The 15159-nt window shown below is 59.1% G+C and carries 14 protein-coding genes and 1 other RNA gene; 7 read left to right on the top strand and 8 right to left on the bottom strand.

Annotation, left to right across the window (positions count from 1 at the left end; all coding sequences use genetic code 11):
* Window positions 1-114: 114 nt before the first annotated feature.
* From ACNQ0T_RS04635 to ACNQ0T_RS04620, 4 genes are read left to right on the top strand one after another with little or no spacing between them, the layout of a single operon-like run.
* On the top strand, window positions 115-474 hold the full coding sequence (locus ACNQ0T_RS04635; RefSeq protein ID WP_023298543.1) for a hypothetical protein: 360 nt from the start codon (window positions 115-117) through the stop codon (window positions 472-474).
* A 48-nt stretch (window positions 475-522) separates the two neighbouring features.
* A complete protein-coding gene (locus tag ACNQ0T_RS04630; protein ID WP_417929676.1) occupies window positions 523-2532 on the top strand; it encodes a protein-disulfide reductase DsbD family protein in 2010 nt (669 codons plus the stop codon).
* Between the two features lies 1 nt (window position 2533).
* Window positions 2534-3136 carry a DsbA family protein gene (locus tag ACNQ0T_RS04625; protein WP_417929675.1) on the top strand — a complete coding sequence of 201 codons (603 nt, stop codon included), beginning with the start codon at window positions 2534-2536 and terminating at the stop codon, window positions 3134-3136.
* Window positions 3126-3626 (top strand): protein disulfide oxidoreductase, encoded by a 501-nt coding sequence (locus ACNQ0T_RS04620; protein ID WP_032626112.1) that lies wholly within the window; start codon window positions 3126-3128, stop codon window positions 3624-3626. Before ACNQ0T_RS04625 ends, ACNQ0T_RS04620 begins: the two co-directional genes overlap by 11 nt.
* A 2-nt stretch (window positions 3627-3628) precedes the next feature.
* On the opposite strand, the gene ACNQ0T_RS04615 is transcribed toward ACNQ0T_RS04620, so the two are convergent.
* The 8 genes from ACNQ0T_RS04615 to ACNQ0T_RS04580 form a co-directional block, all read right to left on the bottom strand.
* Window positions 3629-4372 carry an SDR family oxidoreductase gene (locus ACNQ0T_RS04615; protein ID WP_023306889.1) on the bottom strand — a complete coding sequence of 248 codons (744 nt, stop codon included), beginning with the start codon at window positions 4370-4372 and terminating at the stop codon, window positions 3629-3631.
* Between the two features lie 70 nt (window positions 4373-4442).
* Window positions 4443-7316, bottom strand: a complete 2874-nt coding sequence (gene gcvP / locus ACNQ0T_RS04610; protein ID WP_045308801.1) for an aminomethyl-transferring glycine dehydrogenase — start codon at window positions 7314-7316, stop codon at window positions 4443-4445.
* 128 nt (window positions 7317-7444) lie between these two features.
* On the bottom strand, window positions 7445-7834 hold the full coding sequence (gcvH, locus tag ACNQ0T_RS04605; protein WP_006811885.1) for a glycine cleavage system protein GcvH: 390 nt from the start codon (window positions 7832-7834) through the stop codon (window positions 7445-7447).
* Window positions 7835-7857: 23 nt separating this feature from the next.
* The gene (gene gcvT, locus ACNQ0T_RS04600) at window positions 7858-8952 is read right to left on the bottom strand and encodes a glycine cleavage system aminomethyltransferase GcvT (protein ID WP_023298548.1); all 1095 of its coding nucleotides are present in this window, start codon (window positions 8950-8952) and stop codon (window positions 7858-7860) included.
* A 397-nt stretch (window positions 8953-9349) separates the two neighbouring features.
* On the bottom strand, window positions 9350-10552 hold the full coding sequence (ubiI, locus tag ACNQ0T_RS04595; RefSeq protein ID WP_022649317.1) for an FAD-dependent 2-octaprenylphenol hydroxylase: 1203 nt from the start codon (window positions 10550-10552) through the stop codon (window positions 9350-9352).
* A 12-nt stretch (window positions 10553-10564) separates the two neighbouring features.
* Window positions 10565-11743, bottom strand: a complete 1179-nt coding sequence (ubiH, locus tag ACNQ0T_RS04590; RefSeq protein ID WP_154051580.1) for a 2-octaprenyl-6-methoxyphenyl hydroxylase — start codon at window positions 11741-11743, stop codon at window positions 10565-10567.
* Entirely contained in the window at window positions 11740-13053 is a 1314-nt protein-coding gene (gene pepP, locus ACNQ0T_RS04585; RefSeq protein WP_088581805.1) for a Xaa-Pro aminopeptidase, read from the bottom strand. Before pepP ends, ubiH begins: the two co-directional genes overlap by 4 nt.
* 31 nt (window positions 13054-13084) lie before the next feature.
* Complete coding sequence (locus tag ACNQ0T_RS04580; protein ID WP_072201010.1) at window positions 13085-13663, bottom strand: YecA family protein; 579 nt, start codon at window positions 13661-13663, stop codon at window positions 13085-13087.
* Between the two features lie 167 nt (window positions 13664-13830).
* On the opposite strand from ACNQ0T_RS04580, the gene zapA reads away from it, so the two are divergent.
* From zapA to ACNQ0T_RS04565, 3 genes are all read left to right on the top strand, one after another.
* On the top strand, window positions 13831-14160 hold the full coding sequence (gene zapA, locus ACNQ0T_RS04575; RefSeq protein ID WP_003860096.1) for a cell division protein ZapA: 330 nt from the start codon (window positions 13831-13833) through the stop codon (window positions 14158-14160).
* Between the two features lie 41 nt (window positions 14161-14201).
* A non-coding RNA gene (ssrS, locus tag ACNQ0T_RS04570) (6S RNA) lies at window positions 14202-14385 on the top strand.
* A 24-nt stretch (window positions 14386-14409) separates the two neighbouring features.
* Complete coding sequence (locus ACNQ0T_RS04565; RefSeq protein WP_022649320.1) at window positions 14410-15006, top strand: 5-formyltetrahydrofolate cyclo-ligase; 597 nt, start codon at window positions 14410-14412, stop codon at window positions 15004-15006.
* The last annotated feature ends 153 nt before the right edge of the window (window positions 15007-15159 follow it).

Below are 15159 nucleotides of genomic sequence, written 5' to 3'. Positions count from 1 at the left end.
TTTCTGCAAGCGGAGAGGGCAAACTGCTTATCTTCCAGACACTTCTTTACAGCTTTTGCGTTGCCAAAATATGTTCGCCCGATAATATAGGCATCCTGAATATTTGAGGCGAACATGATTAAGCGACAACGCAACGCTATCCTGCTTGTAGCCCTGGCCTGCCTGGTGGTACTGATATGTACCGCCCAGCGGATGGCCGGGATGCACGCGCTTGTCATGAACGTCACCGCCACGAGCCAGTCTGTTCAGCAGGGGCAGGAGAGTGCCGACGCACCGGTAACCCCGTGTGAGCTAAGCGCCAAGTCGCTGATGTCGGTCCCGCCTGTTTTGTTTGAAGGCGCCCTGATTGCCGTCACCCTGCTGCTTGCGTTGCTGGCAGCCAGTCCACCGCACCGCGAACGGCAGTGGCCTCCCCGCGTTATCTCCCCGCCCCGGTTAAGGGTGCATCTGCGATTATGCGTCTTCCGTGAATGAGCCTTCGCCTGTTACTTCAGGTTAATTCATCATTTACGGAGAAAATTTATGTTTACTGTATTCAGGCGACTGCTGGTCTGCCTGCTTTGGCTATGGCTGCCCCTCAGCCAGGCTGCCGACAGCGGCTGGCTGCGCGCCGCCGATAATCAGCACGCCAGCGTCAGGCTGCGTGCGCAACCTGAAAGCACTGGCGAAACCCGCCTGCTGCTGGACGTCGCCCTGCAAAAAGGCTGGAAAACCTACTGGCGCTCGCCGGGCGAAGGCGGCGTCGCACCCGCGATTAAATGGCATCAGCCCGTCGAGGCGATCTGGCGCTGGCCTGTGCCGCAGCGTTTCGACGTCGCGGGTATCACCACGCAGGGCTATCACGGCGATGTCAGCTTTCCCCTCACTCTGCGGGGCGACGTCCCGACGATCCTGAGCGGCGTGCTGACTCTCTCCACCTGTAGCAACGTCTGTATTCTTACCGACTACCCGTTTTCACTGAACATGACCGCATCCGCAGGCGCCGGTTTTGATTACGATTTCAGTCGGGCCATGGGCACCCTTCCGCTCAGCGGCGGGTTGACCTCAACGCTTAACGCCACCTATACCCCCGGCAAGCTGACCGTAACAGCGCAGCGTGACGCAGGCTGGCAGGCGCCGTCCCTGTTTATCGACGGTATGGATGATGTTGATTTCGGCAAACCGGCCCTCACCGTGCGCGGTGATTCGCTGGTCGCCACCGTGCCCGTGACGGACAGCTGGGGCGAGGCCGCGCCCAACCTCAGCGGCAAAACCCTGTCGCTGGTTCTGGCCGATAGCGGGCAGGCGCAGGAGTCCAGCCTGAGCATTCAGCCGGGGAACGCCGCGCCGACACTCTCGTTAGGCTGGGTGCTGCTGATGGCGCTGGCTGGCGGTCTGATCCTTAACGTCATGCCCTGCGTACTGCCCGTGCTGGCCATGAAGCTGGGCACGCTGATGCAAACCGAACGGCAGGCGCGGGGTCAGGTACGCCGACAGTTTCTTGCGTCGGTAGCCGGGATCGTGATCTCGTTCCTCGCGCTGGCGCTGATGATGACGGTTTTACGCTTAGGCAATCAGGCACTCGGCTGGGGGATCCAGTTCCAGAACCCGTGGTTTATTGGTGCGATGACGCTGGTGATGGTGCTTTTCAGCGCCAGCCTGCTGGGGTTGTTTGAAATCCGTCTCCCTTCCGGCGCCAGCACCTTCCTCGCCACGCGCGGCGGTAACGGGCTTGCGGGTCATTTCTGGCAAGGCGCTTTTGCCACGCTGCTGGCGACACCCTGCACCGCGCCGTTCCTGGGGACGGCGGTCTCGGTCGCGCTGGCGGCACCGCTTCCCCTGCTGTGGGGGATCTTCCTGGCGATGGGTATCGGCATGAGCCTGCCGTGGCTGCTGGTGGCGGCCTGGCCGGGGCTGGCCCAGCGGTTGCCGCGTCCGGGGCGCTGGATGAACGTTGTACGCGTAGTGCTGGGGATGATGATGCTCGGCTCATCGCTGTGGCTGCTGAGCCTGCTGACGGTGCACATTGGCAGCCTGCCGGTCATTACGCTGGGCGTGCTACTGATCCTTGCGCTGCTGCTGGTCACCGCCTGGCGCTACCGCTGGCAAACGGCACTGCGCGCCGGGGTATTAGCTGTACTGGTGGCCGGGGTAGTCGCGTTTGTTTCCGGCTCCGGCGGCGAGGGCTCCCGCCGCGATCGTATTCACTGGCAGCCGCTCAGCGAGCAGGCCATTGTCCGCGCGCTGGCGGAGAACAAACGGGTGTTCGTCGACGTGACCGCCGACTGGTGCGTGACCTGTAAAGCCAATAAATACAACGTACTGCTGCGCGACGACGTGCAGGTCGCGCTCTCCGCCCCGGACGTTGTCGCCCTGCGCGGCGACTGGAGCCGCCCCTCAGATACCATCAGCCAGTTTTTAACCACGCGCGGCAGCGCCGCCGTGCCGTTTAACCAGATCTACGGACCGGGATTACCGCAGGGCCACGTGCTGCCTGCGTTGTTAAGCCGCGAAGCGGTGCTGAGCACCCTGTCCGATGCAAAAGGAAAATAACATGAGAGCCTTTGTTGCCTTACTTCTGCTGTCGTTATCAACGTTCGGTTTCGCCGCACCGTCAGATGACGCTTCCAACGACCAGCTGGCAAAACTGCTGTTTAACGACCCCAACAGCCCACGAACCGGCGCGACATCGCCGAAGCTCACCATCGTCTCCTTCACAGACTACAACTGCCCGTATTGCAAGCAGTTCGACCCAATGCTGGAGAAAATCGTGCACGATAATCCCGACGTGCAGCTCATCATCAAACTGCTGCCGTTCAAGGGACAAAGCTCGGTAAATGCCGCGAAAGCGGCGCTCTCAACGTGGCAGCAGGCGCCGGATCAATTCTGGGCACTACACCAGCGGCTGATGATGAAAAAGGGCTATCACGATGACGCCAGCATCGCCGCCGCGCAGGTGAAGACCGGGACGGACAGCATTAAAACCGATGATAAAACCATGGACAGCGTAAAGATGAACCTGATCCTGTCGCAGGTGCTGAATATTCAGGGCACCCCGGCGACCATCATCGGTGACCAGATGGTGGCGGGCGCAATCCCGTATGACGATCTGGAGGGGCTGGTCAAAGAACAGCTGGCAAACGCCCGTGGCAAGTAAGCTTCCGCGCCTGCTGCGCGAGCTGGCCGTGTGGCTGCTGATTGGCGTAGCCGTGAGCCTGGCGGTGGACTATTTCCGCCAGCCCGCGCTGCCGCAGAATTTCTCCGCGACGGCACTGCACACCCTCGACGGTCAGCCCGTCGATCTTATCGCCATGAGTAAGGAGCGACCGCTGCTGGTCTACGTCTGGGCGACATGGTGCGGCGTCTGCCGCTACACCACGCCGTCGGTGGCGGCGATTGCCGCGGACGGGGGTAACGTGATGTCGGTTGCGCTGCGCTCAGGCGATAACGCGACGCTCGAAACATGGATGAGGAAGAAGAAGGCGATGATGCCCACGGTCAACGACGCCAGCGGAGAACTGGCGCGTCAGTGGGACGTTCAGGTGACGCCAACGCTTGTGGTGATCTCTCACGGTGAAGTGAAGTCGATCACCACCGGCTGGACCAGCGGCTGGGGAATGCGCCTGCGGCTGTGGCTGGCGTCGTAACGTTACTTCCCGCCAGCCAGCTCCAGGAAGCTACCGGTGACATAAGAGGCTTTGTCGCTCAGCAGCCAGGTAATGGCCTGGGCGACCTCCTCCGGCTGACCGCCACGCTGCATCGGTAACATCGACTTCACCCGATCCACACGCCCCGGCTCGCCGCCGGAGGCGTGAATATCGGTATAAATCAGGCCTGGCCGCACGCAGTTAACGCGAATGCCCTGCGCCGCCACCTCCAGCGCGAGGCCGGTGGTGAGGGAATCCACCGCCCCTTTGGAGGCAGCATAATCCACATACTCCCCCGGAGCGCCCAGTCGTGAGGCCGCCGAGGAGACATTCACAATCGCGCCACCCTTGCCGCCGTGTTTATGCGACATGCGTTTCACCGCCTCACGGCAGCAGAGAAAATAGCCAGTGACGTTGGTGGACAGCACGCGGTTAATACGTTCAGCGGAGAGGTTTTCGATGGAGGATTGTTCAAACAAAATCCCGGCGTTGTTCACCAGCGCGGCGAGCGGCTCACCTTCGCGATCGATGCTGTCGAACATCGCCATCACCTGCGATTCATCGCTGATATCCGCGCGCACGGCAAAGGCCTTACCACCCGCGTCCACGATCTGATTAATGACCTCTGTCGCGGCTTTGATGTTGTGATGAAAATTCACCGCAACGGTGTAGCCTTCGCTTGCCAGCTGTAGCGCGGTGGCTTTACCAATACCCCGGCTGGCGCCGGTGACCAATGCAATTGCCATTCTTTTCTCCCAATAAAAAAGCCGGGTGGCGGCTTCGCCTTACCCGGCCTACGTTACTACAGGAACAACGTTACTGGTATTCGCTCATCGGCACGCAGGAGCAGAACAGGTTACGGTCGCCGTAAACATCATCAAGACGTTTCACGGTTGGCCAGTATTTGTTTGCTACACCTGCCGGGAAGACAGCCAGCTCGCGGGTATAACCGTGGTTCCACTCTGCCACCAGTTCGTTCTGGGTATGCGGCGCGTTAACCAGGGGGTTATCTTCCAGCGTCCATTCCCCGCCTTTCACGCGGTCGATTTCGCTGCGGATCGCCAGCATCGCGTCGATAAAGCGATCCAGCTCCACCTTGCTTTCAGACTCGGTCGGCTCAACCATCAGCGTTCCTGCAACCGGGAAGGACATGGTTGGCGCGTGGAAGCCGTAGTCGATCAGGCGCTTGGCAATATCCAGCTCGCTGATGCCCGTCTCTTCTTTCAGAGGACGAATATCGAGGATGCATTCGTGCGCCACGCGACCATCGCGGCCGGTGTAGAGCACCGGATAGGCGTCTTTCAGACGTGTTGCGATGTAGTTGGCGTTGAGGATCGCCACCTGGCTGGCCTGCTTGAGCCCTTCCGCGCCCATCATGCGGATGTACATCCAGCTGATTGGCAGGATAGAGGCGCTGCCGAACGGTGCCGCGGAGACCGCGCCCTGACGGGTCAGCATGCCTTCAATCTGCACCACGCTATGGCCTGGCACAAACGGTGCCAGGTGCGCTTTGACGCCGATTGGGCCCATGCCCGGGCCGCCGCCGCCGTGCGGAATGCAGAACGTTTTATGCAGGTTGAGGTGCGACACGTCCGCGCCAATAAAGCCCGGAGAGGTAATGCCCACCTGGGCGTTCATGTTCGCGCCGTCGAGGTAAACCTGGCCGCCGAACTGATGCACCACTTCACACACTTCACGGATCGTTTCTTCGTACACGCCGTGGGTGGACGGGTAGGTCACCATGATGCAGGAGAGTTTGTCGCCTGCCTGCTCGGCTTTCGCGCGCAGGTCGGCCAGATCGATGTTGCCGTTTTTGTCGCACGCCACGACCACCACTTCCATCCCTGCCATCTGGGCAGAGGCCGGGTTGGTGCCGTGGGCAGAGCTTGGGATCAGACAGATATCGCGGTGGCCTTCGTTGCGGCTTTCGTGATAGTGACGGATCGCCAGCAGACCGGCGTATTCACCCTGCGCACCGGAGTTCGGCTGCATGCAGAGCGCGTCGTACCCGGTCAGCTTCACCAGCCAGTCGGAGAGCTGGTTGATCATCATGTGATAACCTTCCGCCTGCTCAGCCGGGCAGAACGGGTGCAGCTCGGAGAATTCAGGCCAGGTGATTGGGATCATCTCAGCCGCGGCGTTCAGCTTCATGGTGCAGGAGCCCAGCGGGATCATCGCCTGGTTCAGCGCCAGATCTTTACGTTCCAGAGAGTGCATGTAACGCATCATCTCGGTTTCGCTGTGATAGCGGTTGAACACCGGGTGAGTCAGGATCGCGTCGTCGCGCAGCATGCTTTCCTGAATGGAGCGGCTGTCGAGCGCAACCTCTTTGTCGAGCGTATCAACGTCCAGACCCTGTGCGTCACCCAGCAATACGTTGAACAGGGTCAGGATATCGTCACGGGTGGTGCTTTCGTCCAGCGTAATGCCGACCGCATTGTGAATGTCGCTGCGCAGGTTGATTTGTGCTGCCTCGGCGCGCGCCAGCACGGCCGCTTTGTCTGCCACCTCGACGCACAGGGTGTCGAAGTAGTGCTCATGACGCAGTCTGAGACCTTTCTGTTGCAGACCGCAGGCCAGGATATCGGCCAGACGGTGGATGCGGCTGGCAATGCGTTTCAGGCCAGCCGGACCGTGGAACACCGCGTATAAGCTGGCAATGTTAGCCAGCAGCACCTGCGAGGTACAGATGTTGGAGTTCGCTTTCTCGCGGCGGATATGCTGCTCGCGGGTCTGCATCGCCATGCGCAGCGCGGTGTTACCGGCGGCATCTTTCGATACGCCGATAATACGGCCTGGCATGGAACGTTTAAATTCATCTTTCGCGCCAAAGAACGCCGCGTGCGGGCCGCCGTAGCCCATCGGCACGCCGAAGCGTTGCGCTGAGCCGAAGACAATATCCGCGCCCTGTTTACCTGGCGCCGTCAGCAGCACCAGCGCCATAAAATCAGCGGCGACGCTAACAATAACCTTACGGGATTTGAGCTCGGCGATCAGCGCGCTGTAATCATGCACTTCCCCGGTGGTGCCCACCTGCTGTAACAGCACGCCGAAGACGTCCTGGTGATCCAGCACTTTGTCAGCGTCGTCGACAATCACCTCAAAGCCGAAGGTTTCCGCACGGGTGCGCACCACGTCCAGCGTCTGGGGATGCACGTCCGCCGCGACGAAGAAGCGGTTGGCGTTTTTCAGCTTGCTCACGCGCTTCGCCATCGCCATCGCTTCAGCGGCGGCAGTGGCTTCATCCAGCAGCGAGGCAGAGGCGATATCCATACCGGTCAGATCCAGCGTCACCTGCTGGAAGTTCAGCAGCGCTTCCAGACGGCCCTGGGAGACTTCTGGCTGATACGGGGTGTAAGCGGTGTACCAGCCCGGATTTTCCAGCATATTACGCAGGATCACCGGCGGTAATTGCACGTTGGTGTAGCCCATGCCGATGTAAGACTTATAGCGCTTGTTAAGGCCGGCGATGGCCTTCAGCTCCGCCAGCGCGGCGAACTCCGTCGTGGACTCGCCTACCTGCGGCGGTGTGGCAAGCTGGATGTCTTTTGGCACGATCTGGCCGATCAGTGCGTTTAATGAATCCGCGCCAACTGTCTTCAGCATCTCCTGCTGTTGCTGAGCATCCGGCCCAATGTGACGTTCAATGAAGGCGCCACGGTTTTCAAGCTGGCTTAAAGTCTGTGTCATGAGCGATGGTTCCTGAAACGTGCAGTGAATCGTAATTATCTGTAACGCTGTTGCCCGGTGGCGCTAACGCTTACCGGGCCTACGTAGATCTGTAGGCCGGATAAGCGTTAGCGCCATCCGGCACAACGTTATTCGTCTTCCAGTAGTGCTTCGTACGCGGTCGCATCCAGCAGCGCGGCAACCTGCGCTTCGTCGCTGGCTTTGATCTTAAAGATCCAGCCGCCTTCATAAGGCTCGCTGTTCACCAGCTCCGGGGAGTCGCTCAGCGCGTCGTTCACGGCAACAATTTCACCGCTCACCGGAGCGTAGATGTCAGAGGCCGCTTTAACGGATTCCGCCACCGCACAGTCGTCGCCTGCGCTCACGGTTGCGCCCACTTCCGGCAGGTCAACAAACACCATGTCGCCCAGCAGTTCCTGCGCGTGCTCGGTGATCCCAACGGTGTAAGTGCCGTCCGCCTCTTTGCGCAGCCACTCGTGTTCTTTGCTGTATTTCAGTTCTGCTGGCACATTGCTCATTGAAGTTCTCCTGATAAAAATAGTTAGGCGACCGGCTTACCGGCGCGAACAAAAATCGGTTTGGTCACGTTGACCGGCATTTCGCGGTTGCGGATCTGCACCACCGCCGTTTCGCCAATCCCCGCTGGCACGCGTGCCAGTGCAATACTGTAGCCGAGCGTCGGGGAGAACGTTCCGCTGGTGATCACGCCTTCGCGATGATTGCCATCGGCATCGGTGAAGCGCACCGGCAGCTCGCCGCGCAGAACGCCTTTTTCTTTCATCACCAGGCCAACCAGCTGTTCAGTGCCCTTCTCGCGCTGCATCTCCAGCGCTTCACGGCCAATAAAATCACGGTCAGCCGGTTCCCACGCGATGGTCCAGCCCATGTTGGCCGCCAGCGGTGAGACGCCTTCGTCCATCTCCTGACCGTAGAGGTTCATCCCCGCTTCCAGACGCAGCGTATCGCGCGCGCCCAGGCCCGCAGGCTTCACACCCGCCTCCACCAGCGCACGCCAGAAATCGGCGGCCTTTTCGTTTGGCATTGCAATTTCGTAGCCCGCTTCACCGGTGTAGCCGGTGGTGGCGATAAACAGATCCCCCGCCTGCACGCCGAAGAACGGCTTCATGCCTTCGGTTGCTTTGCGCTGCTCGTCGCTGAACAGAGACGCGGATTTCGCCTGGGCGTTTGGCCCCTGCACCGCAATCAGCGACAGATCGTCACGAACGGTGATGTCGATGGCGTAAGGTTCAGCGTGTTGGGAAATCCAGGAGAGGTCTTTTTCGCGGGTGGCGGAGTTTACAACGAGGCGGAAGAAATCTTCGGTGAAGTAGTAGACGATGAGGTCGTCAATCACGCCGCCAGAGGCATTGAGCATGCCGGTATAGAGCGCTTTGCCCGGCGTTTTTAGTTTGGCGACGTCGTTTGCCAGCAGATAACGCAAAAACTCCCGGGTGCGGCTACCGCGCAGGTCGACAATCGTCATATGAGACACGTCGAACATACCGGCATCGGTGCGCACCGCGTGGTGCTCATCAATCTGCGAGCCGTAGTGCAGCGGCATCATCCAGCCGTGGAAGTCCACCATGCGGGCGCCGCATAACACGTGCTGTTCGTACAAAGGAGTCTGTTGAGCCATCTTTTCCTCGTTGAAAAATTCACCGTGAAACCCGGTGTCGACCTCGCGATCGAGGGCCGACGCAAACGTTCTCTTTTACCTGAACTTACCACCGAAACCGGCGGTTAACCATAAGGTAAAACGGGTCATCACATTAGCTTATGACCAAAAATCGCTGAAAAGCCTACAGAGTTATTCACTGGTAAAATGCGATTAAACCCGCATAAAATTAACATCGAGCTAACAGGATTTAGCAGATGGTGGTATTTCGTGCGGAAAAACGGGCCGAATTTCCGTAACATAAAAAGAGTAAGATTAGATTTTCTAATGCGAAAAATGACGTGAAATTAGATTATTTCAAACGAGGAGATTTCCCCGGCGCGAAGGCCGGGAAAATAAAGTGTGACGGGGATCGAGATTAACGTAACCAGTCGGGAAGATCGTTAAGGCCCATTGCCTGACGAAGAAGCTGCGGTTTGACGCCGGGAAGGGTGTCGGCCAGTTTGAGGCCGATATCGCGCAGCAGTTTTTTCGCCGGGTTCGCTCCGGCAAATAGCTCGCGGAAGCCCTGCATACCCGCCAGCATCATCGCCGCACTGTGTTTGCGGCTGCGCTCGTAGCGACGCAGATACAGATGCTGACCAATATCTTTACCTTCCCGATGCAGACGACGCAGCTCTTCAACCAGCTCGGCCGCGTCCATAAAGCCGAGGTTCACCCCCTGCCCGGCCAGCGGATGAATCGTATGCGCCGCATCCCCCACCAACGCCAGACGGTGCGCCGCAAACTGACGCGCGTAGCGACCGGTTAACGGAAACGCCTGGCGTTCGCTTTCAAGCGTGCACAGGCCCAGACGGTTATCAAACGCCACGCATAGCGCCTGATTAAAGGCGTCCGGCGTCGCCTCCTGCATCTGCTGCGCTTTCTCCGGCTCTAAAGACCAGACGATGGAGCAGAGATGCGGATCGGCAAGCGGCAGGAAGGCCAGAATGCCATCATTGTGGAAAATCTGGCGCGCCACGCCGCCATGCGGCTCTTCGGTGCGGATTGTGGCAACCAGGGCGTGATGACGGTAATCCCAGAAGGTCAGCGGAATATCCGCTTTGTTACGCAGCCAGGAATTGGCGCCGTCGGCACCCACTACCAGCCGCGCGGTCAGCATGTCGCCGCTTTCAAGAGTGATAAACGCGTCGTTTTCGCCCCATGCCACCTGCTGAAGTTTCGCCGGTGCGATCAGCGTGACGTCGCTGCACTGCTGCGCTTTTTGCCACAGCGCGTGGTGGATCACCGCGTTTTCAACGATGTGCCCAAGGTGGCTGTAGCCCATGCTTTCATCGTCAAACGCGATATGGCCGAAGCTGTCTTTATCCCACACTTCCATGCCATGGTAACAGCTGGCACGCAGCGCCACGATTTCAGACCAGACGCCAAGGTGCGTCAGTAGCTTTTCGCTGGCGGCATTGATCGCCGAGACGCGCAGCTCCGGCGGTGCATCCTGCGCCACAGGCTGCGGCGCATTTTGCTCAAGCACCGCCACGCGCAGGCCGCTGCCCTGTAAACCACAGGCCAGCGCCAGTCCTACCATTCCGCCGCCGACAATGGCGACATCAACATTTTGCACGGTGATTACTCCTTAACGCGCGACCCAACCCAGGGTCCGCTGCGCCAGCACGTCACGTGCCGGAATGAACAGTTCCATCGCCATCAGCCCAAGGTTGCGACCCGCAACCAGCGGTGCCCAGCGATTGGCAAACAGGTGGACTAAACCGTCGGTAACGCCAATGGTCGCCGCTTTGTCCGCCTGACGTCGTTTCTGGTAATGGCTCAGCACTGAGTATGCGCCACAATCCTGTTGTTCGCTCCACGTCTGCGCCAGTAGTTCAGCCAGGCTCATCACGTCGCGCAGGCCAAGGTTAAAGCCTTGCCCGGCGATGGGGTGCAGCGTCTGCGCGGCGTTGCCGACCAGAGCGACGCGATGGGAGACAGTCTGCGATGCGGTCGTCAGCGCGAGCGGATAGGCCACGCGTTTTCCGGCCTGGGTGATACGCCCAAGCCGCCAGCCGAAGGCTTTCTGCAGCTCGGAACTAAAACGTTCGTCGGACCAGGAGAGAACCTCATCGGCCCGGTCCTGCGCATGGCACCACACCAGCGAGCAGCGCCCGTTCGACATCGGCAGCATGGCCAGCGGGCCGTGCTCAGTGAAGCGCTCAAATGCCCTGCCGTTATGCGTGCCAGCCGTAGAGACGTTAGCGATGACCGCCACCTGCCCATAGGGTTCAGAGCGCAATTCGACGCCGCACTGCGTGGCGATCGCGGAGCGTGAACCATCCGCCGCCACCAGCAGTTCCCCCTCCAGCGTGGTGCCGTTGTCCAGCGTCACGCTGACGGCTTCGTCACGGCGGCTAAAGCTGGCGACGCGCGCCGGACAGTGCAGCGTGACGCCAGGCGCGTCCTGTAAAAGACGGAACAGCCGCAGCCCTACGTCATGCAGCTCGACAACCTGCCCCAGCGCCTCGATCCGGTAATCGTGGGCATCCAGCGTCACAAACCCGGCGTGCCCGCGATCGCTGACGTGAACGGTGCCGATCGCCGTTGCGCAATCCGCTATCGCCTGCCAGATCCCAATACGCGCAAGCTGCTGACAGGTTCCCTGCGCCAGCGCGATAGCGCGGGCGTCGAAACCGGGATGATCGGCCGCCTGCGGCGCGACCGCCTCAACCAGATGCACCGGAAGCTGGCCTTGGGTTAACTGCGAAATAGCCAACGCCAGAGTAGCGCCGGTCATGCCTCCGCCAACAATGATTACGCTCATCCGCGTGCCGCCGCCATCAGCGCCTCGATGTCGTCGGCTTTTTTCACCACGGTCGCGGTCAGGTTTTCGTTACCGGTTTCGGTGATGACGATGTCATCTTCAATACGAATGCCGATCCCGCGGTACTGTTCCGGCACGTCGGCATCCGGCGCGATGTACAGCCCCGGCTCAACGGTCAGCACCATGCCTGGCTCCAGCACGCGCGAACGTTCCGGACCGTATGCCCCCACGTCATGCACATCCAGCCCCAGCCAGTGGCTCAGGCCGTGCATAAAGTACGGACGATGGGCGTTTTCGGTTATAAGGGTGTCCACATCGCCTTTCAGAATACCAAGCTTCACCAGCCCGGTAATCATGATGCGCACCACCTCGCCCGTAACCTCCTGGATGGAGGTGCCAGGGCGGAACAGCGTCAGCGCGGTCTCCAGAGACTCAAGCACGATGTCATAGATTTCACGCTGCGCTGGGGTGAATTTACCGTTCACCGGGAAGGTACGGGTGATGTCGCCCGCGTAACCCTGATATTCACAGCCGGCGTCAATCAGCACCAGATCGCCGTCGCGCAGTTCACTTTCGTTTTCGGTGTAGTGCAGAATGCAGCCGTTTTCCCCGCCGCCTACGATGGTGTTATAGGACGGGAAGCGCGCGCCGTGACGGTTAAATTCATGGTGAATTTCGCCTTCAAGCTGGTACTCGAACATACCGGGACGGCACTTTTCCATGGCGCGGGTATGCGCCAGGGCGCTGATTTCGCCCGCGCGGCGCATCACATTCAGCTCTTCTTCAGACTTAAACAGGCGCATCTCGTGCACTACCGGTCTCCAGTCTGTCAGGGTCGCGGGTGCAGACAAATTCTGACGTGAGCCTTTACGCAGCTTATCCAGCGCAGTGAAAACAATCTCATCCGCATACGCGTATTCACCCTGCGCGTGATAGAGCACGTCCAGGCCGTTGAGCAATTGATAGAGCTGCTGGTTGATTTCGCTGTAGGCCAGCGCGCGGTCCACGCCCAGTTTTTCCGGCGCCGCCTCCTGCCCTAAGCGGCGACCAAACCAGATTTCCGCGGTCAGATCGCGCACGCGGTTAAAAATCACGCTGTGGTTGTGGGTGTCATTGCTTTTAATCAGCACCAGTACCGCTTCCGGCTCGTTAAACCCGGTGAAGTACCAGAAATCACTGCTCTGGCGATAGGGGTATTCGCTGTCGGCGCTGCGCGTCACTTCCGGCGCGGCGAAAATCAGGGCAGCGCTTCCCGGCTGCATTTTTGCCAGCAGCGCCTGACGGCGGCGAGAATACTCTTGACTGGAGATAACCATGACACCCTCCTGTGCGTTATTTTTCTTAGTGTAATGTTGGCTTGCGAACTTCCGGCGCGGTCGGCTGCGAGCGCGTAAAGTTGTCGTGGCACAGCAGAGACGCCACGCGCACGTACTCGATGATCTCTTCGAGAGACATCTCCAGCTCTTCCTGGTCTTCGTCTTCATCGTAGCCGAGCTGGGCGATGTTACGCAGATCGTCGATGGCTTCACCCGCTTCGCCGGTCACTTTATCCAGTTTAGGCTGGGTTACGCCCAGGCCAAGCAGATAGTGGTTTACCCAACCCGCGAGCGCATCAGCGCGATCGAAAACGCTGACATCGTCGCCTTCAGGCAGATAAAGCTGAAAAAGAAAGCCATCGTCTTCCAGGGAATCGCTGGTTGCGGCGTGCATTTTACGCAGCGCTTCCGCCAGTTCGTGGCCAAACGCCAGCCCTTCGTTGGTGAGGTCGTGGATCAGCGGCAGCCATGAGCTGTCGCTGTTTCCGCCGCACAGTATGCCGCTGATCAGACCGTGCATTTCGGCAGGGGTTAGACCGACTCCCTGCTGGTTCAGTAACTGGTTTAAATCCTTGTAACCAGGCATTTCGTTCTGTATAGACATACGCATTCGTCATCAAAGGGAGGATATTCATGATATGCTACCACTTTGGACCCTGGTGATACCAGAAAAGGGCTTGTATCTTCACATCAGGGTAGCTATAGTGTCGCCCCTTCGCAGCCCCCGGGGCAGTAAGCGAAGGCAGCGCAGTCAATCAGCAGGAAGGTGGCATGTCTGCACAACCCGTCGATCTCCAGATTTTTGGCCGTTCACTGCGAGTGAATTGTCCGCCTGAACAAAGGGATGCTTTGAATCAGGCTGCGGACGATTTGAATCAGCGGTTGCAAGATCTAAAAGAACGCACTAGAGTCACAAATACTGAGCAGCTGGTTTTCATCGCCGCGTTGAACATCAGCTATGAACTGACTCAGGAAAAAGCGAAGACCCGCGATTACGCGGCAAGCATGGAGCAGCGCATTAAAATGCTCCAGCAGACCATTGAACAGGCATTGCTTGATCAAGGTCGCAGTCCTGAAAGACCGGGACCAAAGTTTGAATAACACTTCTCAGTTGACTATGGTAGAGTAACTGTGAAGACAAAATTTCTCTGAGATGTTTGCAAGCGGGCCAGTCCCCTGAGCCGATATTTCATACCACAAGAATGTGGCGCTCCATGGTTGGTGAGCATGCTCGGTCCGTCCGAGAAGCCTTAAAACTATGACGACACATTCACCTTGAACCAAGGGTTCAAGGGTTACAGCCTGCGGCGGCATCTCGGAGATTCCCTCTCTCTTCTTCTACCAACAACCATGACTCAATTCCCTGAAGTTTCTGCTTCACGCCAGGATATCCGTCAGCTCATTCGCCAGCGTCGTCGTGCCTTAAGCGCCGAACAACAGGCACAGTTTGCCCAGCAGGCCGCCGCCCGTATGATGGCCTATCCGCCTGTGGTGATGGCAAACACCGTCGCCCTGTTTCTTTCGTTTGATGGTGAGCTGGATACCCAACCACTTATCGACCAGCTCTGGCGCGCCGGGAAAAAAGTTTATCTGCCGGTGCTGCATCCCTTTAGCCGGGGCAATCTGCTGTTTCTGCACTACCATCCGCACAGCGAGCTGGTGGTGAATCGTCTGAAAATCACCGAACCCAAACTCGACGTGCGCGATGTGCTGCCGCTATCTGAACTGGATGTGCTGATTACGCCGCTGGTGGCGTTTGACGAGCAGGGACAGCGCCTGGGAATGGGCGGTGGTTTTTACGACAGAACGCTACAAAACTGGCAGCAGTACGGGTTGCAGCCGGTGGGCTATGCGCATGATTGTCAGGGCGTGGAGGCATTACCCGTGGAGAAATGGGATGTGCCGTTGCCGGCGGTGGTGACGCCCAGTAAAACCTGGACCTGGTAGAACAAAGCCGGGTGGCGGCTACGCCTTACCCGGCCTACATAAATCCTCGAACTTTGTAGGTCGGGTAAGCGTAAGCGCCACCCGACACACAGACCGCACGACCGTTGTAGGTCGGGTAAGCGTAAGCGCCACCCGACACACAGACCGCACGAA

It is taken from the genome of Enterobacter cloacae complex sp.6700776 (assembly GCF_048284255.1).
Taxonomy (GTDB): Bacteria; Pseudomonadota; Gammaproteobacteria; order Enterobacterales; family Enterobacteriaceae; genus Enterobacter; species Enterobacter intestinihominis.
Note: the sequence above shows the minus strand (reverse complement) of the source record. Positions and strands in the feature narration are given on the sequence as shown.

Bases quoted from the DNA above. Each gene is read 5' to 3' on its own strand.
- ACNQ0T_RS04630 (WP_417929676.1), top strand. From the start codon at position 523: ATGTTTACTGTATTCAGGCGACTGCTGGTCTGCCTGCTTTGGCTATGG.
- ACNQ0T_RS04625 (WP_417929675.1), top strand. From the start codon at position 2,534: ATGAGAGCCTTTGTTGCCTTACTTCTGCTGTCGTTATCAACGTTCGGT.
- zapA (WP_003860096.1), top strand. From the start codon at position 13,831: ATGTCTGCACAACCCGTCGATCTCCAGATTTTTGGCCGTTCACTGCGA.
- gcvP (WP_045308801.1), bottom strand. From the start codon at position 7,316: ATGACACAGACTTTAAGCCAGCTTGAAAACCGTGGCGCCTTCATTGAA.
- ACNQ0T_RS04580 (WP_072201010.1), bottom strand. From the start codon at position 13,663: ATGTCTATACAGAACGAAATGCCTGGTTACAAGGATTTAAACCAGTTA.
- ACNQ0T_RS04615 (WP_023306889.1), bottom strand. From the start codon at position 4,372: ATGGCAATTGCATTGGTCACCGGCGCCAGCCGGGGTATTGGTAAAGCC.
- ACNQ0T_RS04565 (WP_022649320.1), top strand. From the start codon at position 14,410: ATGACTCAATTCCCTGAAGTTTCTGCTTCACGCCAGGATATCCGTCAG.
- gcvH (WP_006811885.1), bottom strand. From the start codon at position 7,834: ATGAGCAATGTGCCAGCAGAACTGAAATACAGCAAAGAACACGAGTGG.
- ubiH (WP_154051580.1), bottom strand. From the start codon at position 11,743: ATGAGCGTAATCATTGTTGGCGGAGGCATGACCGGCGCTACTCTGGCG.
- gcvT (WP_023298548.1), bottom strand. From the start codon at position 8,952: ATGGCTCAACAGACTCCTTTGTACGAACAGCACGTGTTATGCGGCGCC.
- ACNQ0T_RS04635 (WP_023298543.1), top strand. From the start codon at position 115: ATGATTAAGCGACAACGCAACGCTATCCTGCTTGTAGCCCTGGCCTGC.